Annotated in this window: 16 protein-coding genes; 4 read left to right on the top strand and 12 right to left on the bottom strand. The window is 66.7% G+C overall.

Going from position 1 to position 16,779, the window contains the following annotated elements:
- The first annotated feature begins 2 nt into the window (after positions 1-2).
- On the top strand, positions 3-1,217 hold the full coding sequence (locus AC5P8Y_RS08530; RefSeq protein ID WP_033835151.1) for an ABC transporter permease: 1,215 nt from the start codon (positions 3-5) through the stop codon (positions 1,215-1,217).
- A 111-nt stretch (positions 1,218-1,328) separates the two neighbouring features.
- Here AC5P8Y_RS08530 and AC5P8Y_RS08535 read toward each other — a convergent pair whose 3' ends face one another.
- From AC5P8Y_RS08535 to AC5P8Y_RS08575, 9 genes are all read right to left on the bottom strand, one after another.
- Positions 1,329-1,862 (bottom strand): lipocalin family protein, encoded by a 534-nt coding sequence (locus AC5P8Y_RS08535; protein WP_049402999.1) that lies wholly within the window; start codon positions 1,860-1,862, stop codon positions 1,329-1,331.
- Between the two features lie 8 nt (positions 1,863-1,870).
- Positions 1,871-2,944 carry an SAM-dependent methyltransferase gene (locus AC5P8Y_RS08540; RefSeq protein ID WP_033835153.1) on the bottom strand — a complete coding sequence of 358 codons (1,074 nt, stop codon included), beginning with the start codon at positions 2,942-2,944 and terminating at the stop codon, positions 1,871-1,873.
- Positions 2,941-3,726: a DUF1295 domain-containing protein gene (locus tag AC5P8Y_RS08545; RefSeq protein ID WP_049430563.1), complete on the bottom strand. Its 786-nt coding sequence runs from the start codon at positions 3,724-3,726 to the stop codon at positions 2,941-2,943. Before AC5P8Y_RS08545 ends, AC5P8Y_RS08540 begins: the two co-directional genes overlap by 4 nt.
- Positions 3,723-4,268: a DUF2878 domain-containing protein gene (locus AC5P8Y_RS08550; RefSeq protein ID WP_049430562.1), complete on the bottom strand. Its 546-nt coding sequence runs from the start codon at positions 4,266-4,268 to the stop codon at positions 3,723-3,725. The genes AC5P8Y_RS08545 and AC5P8Y_RS08550 overlap by 4 nt, the downstream gene beginning before the upstream one ends.
- Position 4,269: 1 nt before the next feature.
- The gene (locus AC5P8Y_RS08555) at positions 4,270-5,529 is read right to left on the bottom strand and encodes an SAM-dependent methyltransferase (protein ID WP_049430560.1); all 1,260 of its coding nucleotides are present in this window, start codon (positions 5,527-5,529) and stop codon (positions 4,270-4,272) included.
- Entirely contained in the window at positions 5,526-6,293 is a 768-nt protein-coding gene (locus AC5P8Y_RS08560; protein ID WP_049430558.1) for a DUF1365 domain-containing protein, read from the bottom strand. The genes AC5P8Y_RS08555 and AC5P8Y_RS08560 overlap by 4 nt, the downstream gene beginning before the upstream one ends.
- A complete protein-coding gene (locus AC5P8Y_RS08565) occupies positions 6,290-7,567 on the bottom strand; it encodes an NAD(P)/FAD-dependent oxidoreductase (protein WP_049403005.1) in 1,278 nt (425 codons plus the stop codon). Before AC5P8Y_RS08565 ends, AC5P8Y_RS08560 begins: the two co-directional genes overlap by 4 nt.
- Before the next feature lies 1 nt (position 7,568).
- The gene (locus AC5P8Y_RS08570) at positions 7,569-8,519 is read right to left on the bottom strand and encodes an acyl-CoA desaturase (protein ID WP_049403006.1); all 951 of its coding nucleotides are present in this window, start codon (positions 8,517-8,519) and stop codon (positions 7,569-7,571) included.
- Between the two features lie 80 nt (positions 8,520-8,599).
- Complete coding sequence (locus AC5P8Y_RS08575; protein WP_065183793.1) at positions 8,600-9,367, bottom strand: hypothetical protein; 768 nt, start codon at positions 9,365-9,367, stop codon at positions 8,600-8,602.
- Between the two features lie 134 nt (positions 9,368-9,501).
- On the opposite strand from AC5P8Y_RS08575, the gene AC5P8Y_RS08580 reads away from it, so the two are divergent.
- Genes AC5P8Y_RS08580 through AC5P8Y_RS08590 form a run of 3 tightly spaced genes read left to right on the top strand, consistent with a single transcriptional unit; the run spans position 9,502 to position 11,500 of the window.
- On the top strand, positions 9,502-10,125 hold the full coding sequence (locus AC5P8Y_RS08580) for a sigma-70 family RNA polymerase sigma factor (protein WP_049403007.1): 624 nt from the start codon (positions 9,502-9,504) through the stop codon (positions 10,123-10,125).
- Entirely contained in the window at positions 10,122-10,796 is a 675-nt protein-coding gene (locus tag AC5P8Y_RS08585) for a ChrR family anti-sigma-E factor (RefSeq protein WP_049430554.1), read from the top strand. Before AC5P8Y_RS08580 ends, AC5P8Y_RS08585 begins: the two co-directional genes overlap by 4 nt.
- Before the next feature lie 11 nt (positions 10,797-10,807).
- Complete coding sequence (locus AC5P8Y_RS08590) at positions 10,808-11,500, top strand: Rossmann-fold NAD(P)-binding domain-containing protein (RefSeq protein ID WP_049430552.1); 693 nt, start codon at positions 10,808-10,810, stop codon at positions 11,498-11,500.
- Positions 11,501-11,502: 2 nt separating this feature from the next.
- Here the strand turns inward: AC5P8Y_RS08590 and AC5P8Y_RS08595 are convergent, their stop codons facing one another.
- From AC5P8Y_RS08595 to AC5P8Y_RS08605, 3 genes are read right to left on the bottom strand one after another with little or no spacing between them, the layout of a single operon-like run.
- Positions 11,503-13,902 carry a hybrid sensor histidine kinase/response regulator gene (locus tag AC5P8Y_RS08595; RefSeq protein ID WP_111188292.1) on the bottom strand — a complete coding sequence of 800 codons (2,400 nt, stop codon included), beginning with the start codon at positions 13,900-13,902 and terminating at the stop codon, positions 11,503-11,505.
- On the bottom strand, positions 13,895-14,362 hold the full coding sequence (locus AC5P8Y_RS08600; protein ID WP_049403011.1) for a response regulator: 468 nt from the start codon (positions 14,360-14,362) through the stop codon (positions 13,895-13,897). The genes AC5P8Y_RS08595 and AC5P8Y_RS08600 overlap by 8 nt, the downstream gene beginning before the upstream one ends.
- Positions 14,359-16,596, bottom strand: coding sequence for an ATP-binding protein (locus AC5P8Y_RS08605; RefSeq protein ID WP_111108578.1), 2,238 nt, complete (start codon positions 16,594-16,596; stop codon positions 14,359-14,361). The genes AC5P8Y_RS08600 and AC5P8Y_RS08605 overlap by 4 nt, the downstream gene beginning before the upstream one ends.
- Positions 16,597-16,779: the final 183 nt, after the last annotated feature.

Consider the following 16,779-nt stretch of genomic DNA (forward strand, 5'->3'; position numbering starts at 1 on the left):
TCATGCAAACCGGACTGATCATCGCAGCGCTGCGCAAGCACCGGCTGGCCACCCTGTTGATCGCAATGGAGATCGCGCTGGCCTGCGCCGTGCTGTGCAATGCCATCTTCATGCTCACGGAGAAGGGGCGTGCACTGAACCTGGACAGTGGCATCGCCGAGTCGTCGCTGGGCATCGTGCAGCTCTCCGGATTCGACGCCGCCCAGGCCGCCGATCTCACTGCCCGGGTGACCGGCGCACTGCAGGCGATTCCGGGCGTAACGTCGGTCGGCATCATCAGCGCCGTTCCGTTCGGTGAACCGGGTGTCCGCGCGGGCGTCCATACCGATGAGAGCGGCAAGGTCTTCGGTGGGGTCCTCGATTTCTACCTGGGTGACGCGGCGGCGATCCAGGCGCTGGATCTGAAGCTGTTGGCCGGGCGCTTGCCGGACGTCGCCGAGTACGCACCGATCGGGCAGCACGTGCCCGCCAATGCGCCGATCCTGGTAACGCGGCAGCTGGCGGAGCGCTACTGGCCCAATGCGCCGGCAGTCGGGCGCAGCCTGTGGTCGATGGACAGCCGCTTCACCGTTATCGGCGTGGTCGAGCACCTGGCCGTATCACAACCCGGTGGAGGGGAGGCGCTGGGGAATGACTGGTCCGTGCTGATGCCGGCCAAGCCAGGTCCGCAGTTGGCGGGGCGCTACCTGGTGCGGGCGGCGCCCGGAGCGCTGCCCCGGGTGATGGCCGGCGCACAGCGGGCGGTGGCCGCGGTGGCCCCCGACGTGGTGTTCGACCAGGCCGCCAGCCGTACCGTCGCCGAGCTGCGCGCGGACTATTTCCATGGCGCCAGGTTGATGATGGCGCTGCTGGCGGGCGTGATCGTCGCGCTGCTGGGAGCCACCGCGCTGGGCATTGTCGGCCTGGCCAGCTACTGGGTAGAGCAGCGGCGCAGACAGATCGGCATCCGCCGTGCACTGGGCGCAACCCGCCGCGACATCCTGCACTACTTCCAGCTGGAGAACTTCCTGGTCGTGAGCCTGGGTGTCGTCGTTGGTGCGCTGCTGGCCTATGCATTCAACCTCGGCCTGATGCGGTTCTACGAACTGCCACGGCTTCCACTGGCGTACCTGCCGATCAGTGCGCTGGCGCTGTGGCTGCTGGGGCAGGTGGCGGTGCTTGCACCTGCATTGAGGGCGTCCGCGATCATGCCCGTGCAGGCCATCCGGTCCGCCTGACTTCCGGTGCAGCATGCTCAGGACGCTCGACGAGGCATCGACATCGTGGGTGCGCGGCGTCAGGTTGGCGCGCAGTGTCGCCTGGATTCGCCGGTTTCTGGCGCGGGGGCATCATCGCACCGACTGCGGCACGCGTCTCAGCTTCTGGGTGTCATAGCCCATCGCGGCAATGCGTTGCACCGCCTGCTGGTAGTCACTGTCCGACACCTGCGGCGTACGCGCCATGTACCAGACATAGTCGCGCTTGCTGCGTGCCACGATGGTCTGGCGGTAGTCGTCATCCAGCCAGGCGATCACATACTCGGCCTGGATCGGCCAGATGAACTGCATGCCCCAGATCGCGCCATTACCTTCCTTCTCGACACGGCCAATGGGGTGCATCGACTTCTGCGGCGCATCGAAGCTGCCCTTGCGATAGGTGAAGGTGGTCTGGATGCGCCCGTCGGGCTTCAGGGCATAGCTTTCCACCGCATCGTAGGCATCGCGTTCGGGCCAGGACGGAATATGGGCGATCACGTACCAGTCGCCCATGAAGCGTGGCACATCCACCGAAGGCGCACGCGGAAGCGGCCGGGTGTCGCTGGAGGTGCAGCCTGAGCCGAACAGGCCGACTGCGATCAGCGGAAGCAGCGAGAACATGCGCATGGGGCACCTCAGCGGGGTCGGAACAGGTAGTGGGCGACCAGCCACTGCTGGCCGTCGTCGTAGCCGAACAGTTCGGCACATGCCATCCAGAACATCCGCCAGCGCTGCCACCAGACCTTCGCCGCAGCGTGGCCGTAGGTGGCGATCAGTACCGGCATCACCTGCTCGCGGGCGGCATCCTGGTTGGCCAGCCAGTGGTCGGCCGTGCGCTGGTAGTGGGTGCCGTCCAGCAACCAGCGTTGATCCAGGCGAAGGTCGCGCTGGAAATGCAGCAGCGTGTCGGCGGCCGGCATCAGTCCGCCAGTGAAGAAGTGGCGGCCCATCCAGTTGTCGCCACCCTCGGTCTCGAACGGGTACATCAGTGTGCGATGAGCGAAGATGTGCACGAACAACGCGCCATCCGGTTTCAGCCACCGTGCGATGCCTGCCAGCAGGCGCTCGTAGTTGCGTACGTGCTCGAACATCTCCACCGAGACACAGCGGTCAAACCGGGCTGTCGGCAGATCAAGTTGGTTGACGTCACAGGTCAGCACCTCAACGTTGTCCAGGCCGCGCGCCTGGCACTGCGCCATGATGTGCTGGCGTTGGCTGTGCGAGTTGGAGACGGCAGTGATATGCGCCTGCGGGTAGCGTTCGGCCATCCACAGGGTCAATGAGCCCCAGCCGCAGCCCAGCTCAAGAATCTGCTGGCCATCGGCCAGTCCGGCGCGCTGGCCGTACAGTTCCAGCATGGCGTCCTCCGCCTGGTCCAGCGTTTCGCGCCCGGTGGGGTAGTAGCAGCTGCTGTACTTCAGTCGCTTGCCCAGGCAGGCCTGGAAGAAGGCTGCCGGCACTTCATAGTGTTGGCGGTTGGCTGCGTCGGTATGCAACGCGAGCGGGCTGTCGGCCAGTTCGGCGATGCGCCGGCTGAAGCGTGCCGATTGGCCTTCGATGCCACCCTCGCTTTCCTCATGCAGGCGCTGCGCGCACAAGCGGCGGATGCCCGCACGCAGCGCCGCATCGGGGACCAGCCCGCGTTCGGCCCAGGCGATCAGCCCGGTTTCCGCATCTTGGGCTGGGTTCAGTGACGGGATCGCGCTCATGCGGAATGCTCCTTGGAAGAACGGGGAAACCAGGGAAAGAACATCGGTGTACTGCGCTGGTAGGCGCGATAGTCGTCGCCGCGGCTGCGCAGCGCCTGTTTCTCGGTGAATGGGATGCCGCTCAGATAGCGCAGGAACACGTACATCAGCAGCGGGCCGGCCCAGGCCAGCCACCACAGTGGCGAGCCGACCGCGAGCAGGACATAGGTGAACCAGTGCAGCCACTCGAAGAAGTAGTTGGGGTGGCGGGAATAGCGCCAGAGTCCGACGCGGCAGGTGCGGCCCCTGTTCGCCGGGTCGGCGCGGAAACGCGCCAGCTGGCGGTCGGCCAGGCTTTCGCCGCCGACGCTCAGCAGCCAGGCCAGCGCTGCGGCCACCACCCACAGGGTCAGGTCGGTCCGAGGATTGGCAGCCACCGCCACGAAGGGCAGGGCGAACAGGACGATCAGCAACGCCTGCGCCATGAAGAAGCCGAAGATCTTGCCCTGGTGGCCGTGCCAGTATTGGCGCAGGTAGCGGTAGCGTCCGTCCTCTTCTTCGTGACGGACCCGGTGCCACAGGTGCAGGGCGAGTCGACTGCCCCACAGGCCGCCGAGCACGCCCAGCGCGATCCGCGGCATCACCGCACCGTCGCCGAGCAGCGCCAGCAACAGCGCCGAGGCGCCCACGCCCTTTGCCCAGAGCACATCGACCACGCCGATGTTGTGGTGGCGGCGCTGCCAGGCCCAACCCCAGCTCATCACCAGTACGGCGTACAGCAGGACCCACATCAGATTGATCATGACGACGCTCCTGCGAAGGGTGGCTGCGGGATGTGCATGCCGCGACGGGCGTTCCGGCACAGCAGGGAAAGCGCAATGCTCCAGCCCGCGCCCAGCACCAGCAGTCCTGGCCATGCGGGATCCGCGAACCGCACTGCGTCGAAACCGCGTGCGGCAGACAGATAGGCCAGCGGTGCCAGCAGCAGGCCGAACAGGGCCGGCAGGGCCGGGTGGTGCTGCAGGAAGCGCATCGACGTGGTCAGCGTCATCGCGAACGCGGCCCACAATGCCATGATCCACGGCGGTGGCGCCCAACCCAGTGGGGCCGCCGCGTAGCGCACCGTGCCGCTGGCGGCGGCACTGGCGTCGACCAGCCATGCGCAGGCCAGTGCCAACAGCAACAGCCGCAGATCCAGCCGGGGGCGCGGTGAGGTCAGCAGCTGGCTGCCGACGTAGAGCGAAGCGGCCAGTAGCGCCGGCCACTGCCAGCCGCGGCCCGCGCCGGCCACAGCACACAGCCAGACCAGCTGGTTACCGAGCAGATTGGCCCAGAAGCGATGCATGTCAGCGGCTGTCGGTCGCAACGAAAATGGGCCGGTGGTCCGGACGGGCCAGCAGCAGATGCGAGACGCCGATCGAACGTTCCAGGAAGCCACCCTCGCAATAGGCCAGGTAGAATTCCCACAGTCGGCAGAAGCGCGCGTCAAAGCCCTGCGCCTGCACTGCCGGCAGCTGGGCCAGGAAGCGTTGGCGCCAGGCGCGAAGGGTCAATGCGTAGGAGTGGCCGAAATCCTGCTGGGCGATCAGCTGCAGGTCGCTGGAGCGCGTTTTGGCGGCCATGATCGCGTTGATGGACGGGATGAAGCTGCCCGGGAATACATAGCGCTTGATGTAGTCGACGCTGCGCCGGGCCTGTTCGTAGCGGTGGTCCTCGATGGTGATGGCCTGCAGCAGGGCAACGCCATCAGGCTTGAGCAGGCGCTGCAGCGTGGCCATGTAGGTGTCCAGGTATTCGGCGCCGATCGCTTCGATCATCTCGATCGACACCAGCTTGTCGAACTGGCCCTGCAGGTCGCGGTAGTCCTGCATCAGCAGCGTGACCTGGTCCTGCAGGCCTGCCTCCCGTACGCGCCGGGCGGCCAGCGCATGCTGTTCCGCAGAGATGGTGGTGGTCGTGACATGGCAGCCGTAGTGCCGGGCGGCATGGACCGCGAAACCACCCCAGCCGGTGCCGATTTCCACCACGCGGTCGCCGGGTTTGAGCTGCAGCTGCTGGCAGATGCGGTCCAGCTTGCGCCGCGAGGCCGATTCCAGCGGTTCGGACTCACTGGCGAACAACGCCGACGAGTACATCAGGTCCGGCGACAGGAACAGGGCAAAGAAATCGTTGCCCAGGTCATAGTGCGCGGCGATGTTGCGGCGGCTGCCCTCACGGCTGTTGCGGCGCAGGCGGTTCCAGCCCCGCAGCAGCCAGCCACCCACGCGGGCCGGGCCACGCTCCATGCCGTCCAGCAGGTCGCGATTGCGTACCAGCAGCCGGATCAGTGCCACCAGATCATCACAGTGCCATTCGCCCTGGATGTAGCTTTCACCTGCGCCCACACTGCCCTGCGCTGCAACCTTGCGATAGAACCCCGGGTCATCGATGGTGACGGTGACATGCAGTTCGCCACGGGCATCGCCCAGCCAGACCTCGCCCAATGCGTCACGTACGCACAGGCGACCGTCGCGCATGGGGGCAAGCAGGGCCAGCAGGCGGCGGCGCAGGAACGCATCCAGGGCGCCGGGGCGCGGCAGGGCGACCAGAGGGGTCATCGAGTTCATCGTGGTTTCTCGGCAAGAGCAGGGTGGTCGTGCACGGGGTTGCGTTTCATCCACAGCCGAAGTGCATGCCAGTGGATGGCGGCCACCACCTGGGTGGTCATCAGCGGATAGCAGGCCAGCACCCGGGCCAGCCCACGGCCGTTCAAGGCATGTCGCTGCATGGCCTGGGTGGCATCAAACTGGCGCACCCCGTCGCGCCAGACCTGCATGTGCACGCGCAGGTCCTGGTCCGGGCGGTTGAAGCGCCAGTCGTAGCGGCAATCCATCGGCATGAACGGCGAGACATGGAAGCGCTTGTCGAACTGCCAGCGCAATGACGCCCCTTCGTGGAGGGCCGTGGCGACCGGCAGCACATAGGCGTGCCGTTCCTTCCAGGGGGTATTGGTGATCTCGGCCACGATGCAGTCCAGCGTGCTGCCGTCGGCCTGGTAGCAGTAGTAGAAGCTGACCGGGTTGAAGACATGCCCGGCAAAGCGGAGATGGGTGAGCAGGCGAATCGGACCGGTTGGCCGGTAGCCAAGCGTGCCTGCAGCGTGGTCGCGCACCGTATCGGCCAGCGGCCGCGCGGGATCACCGAAGTAGTCGCTGCGGCGGAACTCGGCCAGGTTGCGGCGATTGACTGACCACAACCAGCGCCCGGCGAACACCGTGTCGAGTTCATCCAGATCGAGCAGCAGCTGCGCGATGGGGTAACGGAATGCATGCGGATGCGGATGATGCCGGCGATGCATCACCTGCCCGATGTAGAGCGCGCTGGCACTCATGCCGCCACCTCATCCGAGGCGGATACGTTCCGATGCGGAGCGCAGGCCTGCAGGGCATCGACCACGTGGCGGGCACTGCGGATGCCATCCTCGTGGAATCCCCAGCCCCAATAGGCGCCTGCAAACCATGTGTGGCGGTGGCCCTGCAGTTCCGCCCAGCGCTGCTGTGCGCGCACTGCAGCGTGGTCGTGTACCGGGTGCGCGTAATGCAGGGTCCGCAGCACCTTGGCCGGATCGATTGCCTCGCTGCGGTTGAGGGTCACTACCAGGGGGATGTCGCCCGGCAGGCCCTGCAGCAGGTTCATGCAGTAGCTGACCGTGCAGGGCGCCGCGCGATCCTGTGGTACGTGCGCGTTCCAGGCCGCCCACGCCTTGCGGTTGCGCGGCAGCAACGATGCATCGGTATGCAGCACCGCCTCGTTGGACTGATAGCGGATGGCGCCGAGGACCTCACGCTCGACGGCATCTGCGTCGGCAAGCAACGCCAGTGCCTGGTCGCTGTGGCAGGCCAGGATCACTTCGTCGAAGGCCTCCACGCCGGCGCTGCTGTGCACGCGTGCACCCCAGGGCATGCGCTCGACCCTGCTGACCGGGCATTGCAGCCGCTCATGCACGCGCCAGCGGCGACGCAGCGCATCCACGTAGCGCGCCGATCCCCCGCTGACCACCCGCCAGCTTGGCCGCCCGGTCATCTGCAGCATCTGGTGATTGGCCATGAACTGGGCCAGGTAGCGCGCCGGGAATGCCTGCACGGTGGCCGTCGGCGAGGACCACAGCGCCGAGGCCATCGGCAGCAGGTGCTCGTCGATGAACGCCTCGCCATAGCGCTGGCTGCGCAGGTACTCGCCGAGCGTGGGGCCGTCTTCTTCGGCCAGCAGCAACGGAGCGTCGCGATAGAACCGGCGCAGGTCGGCCAGCATGCCCCAGAAGCGCGGCGATACCAGGTTGCGGCGCTGGCAGAACAGCCCATCCAGCGAGGTGGCGTTGTACTCCACGCCGCTGCGCTCACTGTGCATGGAGAAACTCATCGTGGTCGGTTGCGACGCCACGCCCAACTCGTCGAACAGCGCCGACAGCAAGGGATAGTGCTGGGGGTTGAAGACGATGAAACCGGTATCCACCGCCATGCCTCGGCCCGCCACCTGCACGTCGTGGGTATGGGTGTGGCCGCCGAGGTAATCGTTGGCCTCGAACAGCGTGACGTCGTGCTGGCCATCCAGCCACCAGGCACTGGCCAGCCCCGCGATACCCGAGCCGATGACCGCGATGCGCATCTCAGTACCTCGCCTTGGCCAGAACCCACCCGGGAATGGGCTTGAGCCCTTTGACCAGGCCCAGCGCCGCCATCGCGCGCAGCCCGTACCAGGTCAGGTCCACTTCCCACCAGCGGAAGCCCTGGCGCACGGTGCCGGGGAAAAAGTGATGGTTGTTGTGCCAGCCCTCACCGAAGGTGAGCAGCGCCAGCCACAGGTTGTTGCGGCTGTCGTCGCGGGTCTCGAAGCGGCGGCGGCCGAAACGGTGGGCCAGCGAATTGATGGTGACGGTGGCGTGGAACAGCACGATGGTGGAGATGAAGAAGCCCCATACCAGCAACTGCGGGCCCGTGGTGTGCAGGCCGGGCGCCCAGCGTTCCAATGCTGCACCCAATGCATACAGTCCGATGGCCAGCAGCACGGGAATGGCGGTATCGAAACGGTCGAGCCAGCGCAGTTCGGGGAAGCGCGCCAGGTCAGGTACCCGCGACAGATCGGTGGCGAATGCCTCGCGGGTGAGGAACCAGCCCATGTGGCTGCGCCAGAAACCCCCTTCGCGCGGCGAATGCGGGTCCAGCGGCTGGTCGGCATGCCGATGGTGGTGGCGATGATGGGCGGCCCACCACAGCGGGCCGCGCTGCACGCTGGACGCGCCGATGACTGCGAACACGAACTGCACCGGACGCGATGCCTGGAAGGTGCGGTGCGAGAAGTAGCGGTGATAGAACGCCGTGATGGCGAACATGCGCACGGCGTAGAGCGCCGTGGCCACGACGACCGCCGTCCATGACACGCCCACCCAGATCACCGCGATGCAGGCCAGGTGCATCAGTGCAAAGGGTACCGCGCGCACCCAGTCGATGCGTCCTGGCTGTTCGCCGGTGGTCTCTGTGGCGTTGCTGGTATCCACCCACCGCTGCAACGTACGCAGCAGGCGCCAGCGTCGACGGGGGAGGGGCGCTACAGAGGCCATGGCGGATCTCGGCGGGTGTCGTGTCTTCCTTTACGCAGCAGGGGGCGCAATGGATGCGCCACTTCGAACTAAATTTCGCTTCACCTGGGCGTCACGGCGCAACGCTCGGCCAGGGGCTGCGCCCACGCCTGTTGCCAGTCACCTGCCGGTCGCTCGGCAGCTGGCGACCGGAAGCGCACCGTCACCTGCGGATAAGTGCCGCGCGCATCGCGCAGGTTGCTGGTGCCGCGGAACTCCAGCAGACGACGGTCGGCCGTGGCGTAGACCAGGGCCAGGCGCGGCGCGATGCCGCCGTACCAGGTGTCCAGGCTGACCTCGATGGCCTGGGCGTCGATGCCCTGCCAGCGTACCGGGCCGATGCGCCGCACCTGCACCGGGAAGTAGCGCTGGCGTGCAGGCACCAGGAAAGGCAGTGTGATGCGCTCGCCGCGCAGCAGCGCCGGCCAGTGCAGGCGTACTGCGGCATCAAACCCCGCATCGATCACCGCGTCCGGCGGCTGTTCAAGCCGGCGCCTGCGCAGCTCACTGGCGGCATCCTCCTTCCATGCAATCGACACCGAGTCGCCAGCGGCGTCGACCTCGGCGGTCTGGCCGCTGCGGCGGTCCTCCAGCGAATATCCCCGTGCCTGTGGGCGGGCGCTGGCGGGCAGATGCTTGCGGGCGAAGGGTTGGCCATCCGGGCACTGGTACAGCACCCAGCGCTCGGCGCCCTCCGTTGCCTCGCGTCGCCAGTGCACTTCACGGTAGAGGAGGTCGCCCTGCGCGGAGGTGGCCACGCCCTCGCTTCGCAACCAGGGTGCCGCCAGCGCGGCTTGGGGCAGGCACAGCAGCAGCCAGGCAGTGCGCATGGGTCTTCATCCGGAAGAGGAGGGCCCAGGTCATACGGCGGGGGCGGCCGGTTGGATGCGTCGTGCCGTCTGCATCCAATTGCTGCCCCTGCGCGTACAGAGGACAGACCTTCACCCGCCCGCCGCGAACCCAGATGTATCCTGACGCCGCCAGCACACTCCTCAACTTCGACAGCGCACGCACCGTGTCCAGTTCCCAGCAGCCGAGCAGCGAGCCGACGAACTGGGCCGGTGACATGGACGGCGTGGCGCGCCTGCGCGACCGCGACTGTTTCATGCGGATCTATGACTACTTCATGCCGCGGCTGTGCGTGTACCTGCGTGGCCTGGGTGCACCCGACGGCGTCGCCGAGGAACTGGCCCAGGAATGCCTGCTGCGCCTGTGGCTGCGGGCCGCCGACTACGATGCAGCCCAAGGCGCCCTCAGTACGTGGCTGTACCGGATTGCGCGAAACCTGCATATCGATCGCATCCGTCGCGAGCGCAGCTGGATGCAGGTGCAGGCAGCGGTGGAGGACGCTGCCACACTGGATGTGATCGAGCGCAGCAGTGCCGAGCAGTTCGCCGACCAGGCACGTCTGCGTCAGCGCATCAACGAACTGCCCGCGGTACAGGCGCGGCTGGTGCGGATGTCCTATTTCGAGGCCAAGAGCCACAGCGAGATTGCCGACGCACTGGGCATGCCGCTGGGAACGGTCAAATCACATTTGCGCCGCGCCTTTCTGCAACTGCAGGCCAAAGTGGGAGGTGCGCTGTGAACCCGCACCACCATCTGCACGAATCGACCCTGATGAGCTATGCCGCCGGCGCGCTGCCGGCGCCGTTGAGCATCGTCGCCGGTGCCCATCTGGAGCAGTGCCCGCATTGCCGTCAGCGCCTGCGCGACGCCGAAGCGATCGGCTCGGTGCTGCTGGAGCAGACCCAGCCACCTGCAGCGGAGACGCGACGCGAACAACTGCGCGAGGCAATGCTGATGCAGCTGGCCGCGGAAGCGCCGGTGCCCATGGCTGGGGTCGCACGCTCCGTGCCGAAGGAGCGCCCCGAGGCCAATCCGGACCATCTGCCTGCATCGCTGCATCCGTACTTTGGTGCCTCGCTCAGCGACCTGCGCTGGCGCTGGATGGCGCCGGGCGTGCACTGCATCCGTGCAGAGCAGATGCCTTCGCTGATCATGCTGAAGATCGCCCCCGGCAAATGCCTGCCCATGCACAGCCATGGCCGGAGCGAATTGACGCAGATCCTGCGGGGTTCGTACAACGATGCGCTGGGGCTGTTCGCACCGGGCGACGTGGCGGATCTGGATGGAGACGTGGAGCATCAACCGGTGACCGCGCCGGGTGTGCCCTGCATCTGCGTGTCAGCGCTGGATGCGCCGCTGGTGTTCAGTGGCTGGCTGGCGCGGAAGATCCAGCGTTTCGTGAGACTCTAGCGGGGACGACGATGGCCGGGACGGACGCATTACGGATTCTGTTGACCGGTGCCGCAGGCCTGGTCGGGCAGGGTGTGGCATTGGCCTGCCAACGCTCACCGCAGGTGTCCGGCCTGACAGCGCTGGTCCGCCACCCGGGAAGTCTGATCGGCGCCGGCAGCGTACTGATCGTTCCGGACTTCCTGCGTATCCAGGACCGGTCGGATGAACTGGCTGGGTTCGATGCCTGCTTCTACTGTGCCGGGGCGCCACCGATTGGCACGGCAGAGGCCGAGTACCGACGCGTGACCCTGGACACCACCTTGGCGGTGGCCCGTAGCTGGGCGGCCGCCAATCCCGAAGGGTGCTTTCTGTATGTATCCGGTGCCGGTGCGGACCCTCGGAGCCGGCTGATGCCGTTGAGGATCAAGGGCGAGACCGAGGTCGCATTGCAGGGCCTGCCGGTTCGCACCGTGATGCTGCGCCCGGGGGGCGTCAGGCCGGTTCCGGGCACCGGCACCCGTCATGCCCTGTTGAAGCCCCTGTACTGGGGCGGTGCGCCGTTGATGAAGCTGGCCGGCGCCGTTGCGCCGTCGCTGATGACCAGCAATCTGGCCCTGGGTCAGGCGATGGTTGCACTGGCCGGCAGGGAGCATCCGCCGTCCACGGTGGAGTGCGCGGACATCAACCGGATCGCCGCTGGCGTACGCGACCCTGCCTCCTGAGCTCAGTGCGGCGCGGCCTCCAGCGCAGTGCGTACTGCCAGCGCCAGATCACTTCGCGTAAACGGCTTCGGCAGCAGGGCAACCGCGCGTCCCTGGCTCCCCGCCTGATCGTGGTCACGTGGATAGCCCGACGTGAACAGGACGGCCACTTCCGGCCAGCGTTCGCGGACTTGACGGACCAGCTCCCAGCCCGACATGCCGGGCATCACCACGTCCGAGAACAGCAGGTCCACCCTGGTATCGGGGCGCTCCAGCAACCGCAGTGCGGAGGGGCCGTCGTGGGCTTCCAGCACGCGGTAGCCGAGCAGCCGCAGCGAATCCACCGTGTGGGCGCGGACATCGTCGTTGTCCTCGGCCACCAGGATGGTTTCCTCGCGCGGTGAGTAGCCGGCCAGGCCGGTCTGCGGGATGTGTGCTTCGCGGGGCAGGGCCAGCGGCGAGCGCGGGAACATCATGGTGATGCTGGTGCCGCCGCCTTCCACCGAATCGATCAGCACGTGGCCCCCTGACTGCTTGACGAAGCCATGCACCATTGACAGGCCCAAGCCGGTGCCACGGCCAACCTGCTTGGTGGTGAAGAACGGTTCGAAGACCCGGCCAAGCGTCGCCGCATCCATGCCGTGGCCGTTGTCACGCACCCGCAGCATCACGTACTCGCCCGGCGTCGCATCCGGAAACAGCGCGGCGTAGTCGTGGTCGAGGTGACTGTTGTCGACCTCGATCACCAGTCGGCCGCCGTGCGGCATCGCATCGCGGGCATTCACCGCCAGGTTCAGCACGGAGGCCTCCAGCTGGCTGACGTCGATCTCGACACACCAGATGTCCTCGGCGCTGTGGATCTCCAGCTGCACCAGCTCACCCAGCGCACGCTGCAGCATGTCGTGCATGTCCAGCAGGCGCTCGTTGAGGTTGGCGGCCTGGCTGCGCAGCGGCTGGCGTCGGGCAAATGCCAGCAGGCGCTGGGTCAGGCTGGCGGCACGCCCGACACCCTTCAGCGCATTGTCCAGCGCCCGGCTGACCATCGCTCCGGCTTCGCCGGCGCGCTCGTTCAGCAGCATGGCGTGCTCGACGTTGCCGGAGATGACCGTCAGGATGTTGTTGAAATCATGCGCGATGCCGCCGGTGAGCTGGCCGACCGCCTCGATCTTCTGTGATTGGCGCAGTGCATGTTCGGCCTGGAGGCGCGCCGTGGTTTCCACGGCCTCGGAGACCACGGCGGTGACCACGCCTTCGGCATCCAGCAGCGGGCGGAAAGAAAAATCGAAGCTGCGCGGCCCGGTCGGGAGTTCCAGCTCCAATGAATGCAGCGAACTCCGGCCCTGCACGGCTGCAGCGACGGCCCGATCGATCAGCGCGCCGATGCCATCGGTTGTGGCGAACCAGAGCGATTCACCGAAGCGTTGGCCAACGACGTCCTTCTTGTCCGCCAGTACTGCGGCCAGTGACGCGTCATTGGCATCCACCACGCGCCCGGACAGATCCAGCAGCATCTGATGCTGGAAGCTGGATTCGAAGATCGCCTGCAGGCGCCGCTTGCTGGCGCGCAACTCGGCCGTGCGCGCCTGCACCTGCTGCTCGAGCAGCTGGTTGTCCTCGCGCAGGGCCAGCTCGGCCTGTTTCAGCTGCGAGACGTCGCTACCCAGGCAGATATACCCGGCCACGCTGCCATCGGCCGCATGCTCCGGCACGCAGTCCATCTGCACGAATCGTGATTGGCCGCTGCGGTGCACCAGTTCGACCTGGAAGCTGGTGCGTTCGCCCTGCAGCACCCGTTCCAGGCTCGGCAGGGCGTGTTCGAAGGCGGAAATGCCGCTGACATCGCGCGCTGTCCGGCCCAGCAACTCGGCCAGGCTGAATCCATGCCAGTCCAGGAACGCCTTGTTGGCGAACCGGTAGCGATGCGCGTTGTCGAGCTGGGCGATCAGCGCGGGTACGGCATCCGTCACCTGCTGCAGCTGCGCCTGGCTCTCATTCAGCGCAGCCTGCGCATGAAGCAGCTGGTTGCGCTCATGGGCTTCCTGACGGGCGCGACGGATCGCATCCGGCAGGCGCTGCAGGCGCTGCTTGACTACATAGTCGCGCGCGCCACGGGTCAGCGCCTGCACCGCCAGCTCTTCGGTCAGCGTGCCGGAGACGAAGATGAAAGGGGTCTGCGGAATCCGCTCGCGTGCCAGTGCGAGGGCCGCATCGCCATCGAATCCGGGCAGCACGTGGTCGGCGAGGATCACGTCGAACGCACGGCTGTCGATGGCCTCGATGAACGCATTGCGCGTCCACAGGCGCTCGACCTCGAACTCCAGGCCGGCACGCCGCAGCTGTGCGGTGATCAGCTCCGCATCAAGCGCGCTGTCCTCCAGCATGAGGATGCGCAGGCGCTCGCTGCGGCGCGATCCATCACGCATTGTGCTGCCCCGAGCCGCTGGGCCGGTGCGGTGGTGGCTGGTTGGTGATGCCCCAGAACATGCCCAGTCCTTGGATGGCGTCAAAGAACTCCTTGAAGTCGACCGGCTTGACCACGAATGCGTTGACGCCCAGTTCGTAACTGCGCACCAGATCCTGCTCCTCGCGCGAAGAGGTCAGCATCACAACCGGGGTGCTGCTCAGGTACGGGTCGCCACGGACCTGCTCCAGTACCTCCAAGCCATTGACTTTGGGCAGCTTCAGGTCCAGCAGCACCACCACCGGGCCGCCGTGCATGGCACCGGCGAACTTGCCTTCGCAGCGCAGGTAATCCAGCGCTTCGGCGCCGTCGCGTACATGGATGACATCGTTCAACAGCTGGCAGCGCGCAAGCGCGGCCATCGTCAGCTCTGCATCCTTGGGGCTGTCCTCTACCAGGAGGATCGGCCGCAGGTCCCTCATGGGTGTTCTCCTGTGGAGCGGGGTAGGGTGAAGTGAATGGTCGCGCCCTTGCCGGGCTCGCCCTCGGCCCAGGTGCGGCCGCCATGGCGGCCGATGATGCGGCGGACATTGGCCAGGCCGATGCCGGTGCCTTCGAACTCTTCGACGTGGTGCAGGCGCTGGAACACGCCGAACAGCTTGTCCACGTAGCGCATGTCGAAGCCGCAGCCGTTGTCGCGCACGAAGAAGTGGTCTTCCTCGTCGTTTCGCTCGTGACCAACCTCGATCACTGCATGTTCGCGCTCGCGGGTGAACTTGATCGCGTTGGCCAGCAGGTTCTGCCAGACCAGGCGCAGCATCGTCGGATCGGCTTCAACCTCCGGCAGCGGTGCGAGCGTCCACTGCACGTCGCGGCCGGTGTAGTCCAGGGCCAGGCTCCGGCGCACATCCTCGGCCAGCGCGGTCATGTCCAGCCGCACACGCCCCAGCGTGGAGCGTCCCATCTGCGAGAAGCTGAGCAGGTCATCCACCAGCGTGCCGGCGGACTTGGCCGATTCCACGATCGTGTCCAGGAAGCGGCGCTCGGTATCGTTCAGGCGTTCGCCCGCCGAGCTGCCCAGCAGCTCGGAATAGCCGACAATGTGACGGAAGGGAGCGCGCAAGTCGTGGCTGACCGAATAGGAGAAGGCTTCCAGTTCCTTGTTGCTGCGGAGCAGCTGCTCGTTCAGTTCGGCCATTTCCTCGGCCTTGCGCAACACGATATCGACGATGGCCGTGCGCATTTCGTGTGCCGCTTCGCAGTCAGCGTCGCTCCACGGCAGGCTGCGCTGCTGGACGGTCTCCTTCCAGGCCTCGAACGAGTTGCGCGGGGACAGCGCAACGCCCGGTGCGGCTTCCTTGCGGGGATCGCCACCCCAGCGCACGGTACGCACCACTTCCGGCCGGAACCACATCAAATAACTGTCATGCAACTGCGAAATGGACACCGCCAGCAGGCCGCTGGCCACATCGGCCAGGTGCGCGGCAGGCGACCAGTCGGCTGCCAGGTGATCGGTGCAGTAGGTTTCCTGACCGGCCTGCTGCGCGGCCAACCAGTTCGCCAGGGCCAGCACGTCGCTGGCGGAAGGGCACTGGCCAACACGCAGGCAATCGCCTTTGTGAGCGATCGCCGCGCCGGCCGCGCCGGTCAGCGACAGCAGGCTGGCCTCGTCCTGGCGCAGGGCCGCCATGAAGTCCTCGTCGCCGGCCATGCGACCCAGCAGCTTGACCAGTATCGAGCGCCGCGCGACGCGCTCTTCGATCGCACGCGCCCGCTCCTTCAACGCAATCTGCAGCGACAGGATCTGGCCCATGAACTCGCAGGCAGTGCGCACGTGGTAGGGCAGGCGGCGTGGCTGCACGGTGTGGCAGGACACCAGGCCCCACAAGCGGCCTTCATGCACCAGCGATACCGACATCGACGCGCCGGTCCCCATGTTGCGCATGTAGTGCAGGTGCACCGGCGAGACGCTGCGCAGCACCGCCATGCTCAGGTCGGTGGGCGGCGCGTCGCGTTGATCCTCGGCCCGCATCAGCGGGGCCGGGGTGTAGCTGTTGTCCGCGATCAGGCGTACCCGGTTGCGGCGGTAGAGTTCGCGGGCCTGTGCTGGAATATCCGATTCGGGGAAGCGCAGGTCCAGGTAGGACGGCAACAGGCCGTTGCCATCCTCGGCCACCACGATGCCGTTCCAGCCAGCATCGAACTGGTAGACCAGGGTGCGGTCGAAGCCGGTGAGCCGGCGCATGTGCGCGGCAGCCAGCTGGCAGAGGTCTTCCACGGTGCTGGCCGACTCGATGCCGGCCATCAGCTCGCGGATGGCCGGGTACAGCTCTTCCAGCGAGCCGGGCTGGCCCGGAACCGGTGCTTCCAGCTCGACCAGCAGATCGGTGGCGGAACGGTGCACCAGCAGCTGATGCCGGCCGTGGCCGTCCAGATGCACGGCACCGACATGGGCACTGCTGCCGATCACGGCCTGCTGGAACAAGCCCTGGAACGGCGCCAGCACGCCGCCGAACACCTCGCTGACGTGCCGCATCAACGGTTCGCCGAACTGCTGCAGCAGCCCGGGCTGGCTGATGGCGCGCTCGCGCACCTGCAGGGACTGCGGCTCAACGACCAGAAGCACACCATAGGGCTGGATCGCGCCGGGGGTGTGGATCGGTTCGCGCGCGCAACTGGACAAGGCAGTGTCGTGCGCGGACTCAGCAGAAGGCATCAAGGGCGGGACTCATCATTCGTGGATGGCTGGAAAGGCCCAGTGGTACATCCGGTACCCATCAATGGTGAAGCAAAATCGTGCATTCGCCTACCAGTGTATGCGTGTGAAGCGTGCTTCTGTCCAAGCTGAATTCTTCATGTGGGGACGAGGTCGAGCACTTGCGGTTTTCGCGAAGAATAC

Source organism: Stenotrophomonas sp. YJH_SMC_12-1, assembly GCF_059370935.1.

Coding starts and splice junctions, on each gene's coding strand:
- AC5P8Y_RS08570 (WP_049403006.1), bottom strand. CDS start 8,519: ATGGCCTCTGTAGCGCCCCTCCCCCGTCGACGCTGGCGCCTGCTGCGT.
- AC5P8Y_RS08540 (WP_033835153.1), bottom strand. CDS start 2,944: ATGAGCGCGATCCCGTCACTGAACCCAGCCCAAGATGCGGAAACCGGG.
- AC5P8Y_RS08605 (WP_111108578.1), bottom strand. CDS start 16,596: ATGCCTTCTGCTGAGTCCGCGCACGACACTGCCTTGTCCAGTTGCGCG.
- AC5P8Y_RS08535 (WP_049402999.1), bottom strand. CDS start 1,862: ATGCGCATGTTCTCGCTGCTTCCGCTGATCGCAGTCGGCCTGTTCGGC.
- AC5P8Y_RS08555 (WP_049430560.1), bottom strand. CDS start 5,529: ATGAACTCGATGACCCCTCTGGTCGCCCTGCCGCGCCCCGGCGCCCTG.
- AC5P8Y_RS08580 (WP_049403007.1), top strand. CDS start 9,502: ATGTATCCTGACGCCGCCAGCACACTCCTCAACTTCGACAGCGCACGC.
- AC5P8Y_RS08575 (WP_065183793.1), bottom strand. CDS start 9,367: ATGCGCACTGCCTGGCTGCTGCTGTGCCTGCCCCAAGCCGCGCTGGCG.
- AC5P8Y_RS08560 (WP_049430558.1), bottom strand. CDS start 6,293: ATGAGTGCCAGCGCGCTCTACATCGGGCAGGTGATGCATCGCCGGCAT.
- AC5P8Y_RS08545 (WP_049430563.1), bottom strand. CDS start 3,726: ATGATCAATCTGATGTGGGTCCTGCTGTACGCCGTACTGGTGATGAGC.
- AC5P8Y_RS08530 (WP_033835151.1), top strand. CDS start 3: ATGCAAACCGGACTGATCATCGCAGCGCTGCGCAAGCACCGGCTGGCC.
- AC5P8Y_RS08590 (WP_049430552.1), top strand. CDS start 10,808: ATGGCCGGGACGGACGCATTACGGATTCTGTTGACCGGTGCCGCAGGC.
- AC5P8Y_RS08565 (WP_049403005.1), bottom strand. CDS start 7,567: ATGCGCATCGCGGTCATCGGCTCGGGTATCGCGGGGCTGGCCAGTGCC.
- AC5P8Y_RS08595 (WP_111188292.1), bottom strand. CDS start 13,902: ATGCGTGATGGATCGCGCCGCAGCGAGCGCCTGCGCATCCTCATGCTG.
- AC5P8Y_RS08550 (WP_049430562.1), bottom strand. CDS start 4,268: ATGCATCGCTTCTGGGCCAATCTGCTCGGTAACCAGCTGGTCTGGCTG.
- AC5P8Y_RS08600 (WP_049403011.1), bottom strand. CDS start 14,362: ATGAGGGACCTGCGGCCGATCCTCCTGGTAGAGGACAGCCCCAAGGAT.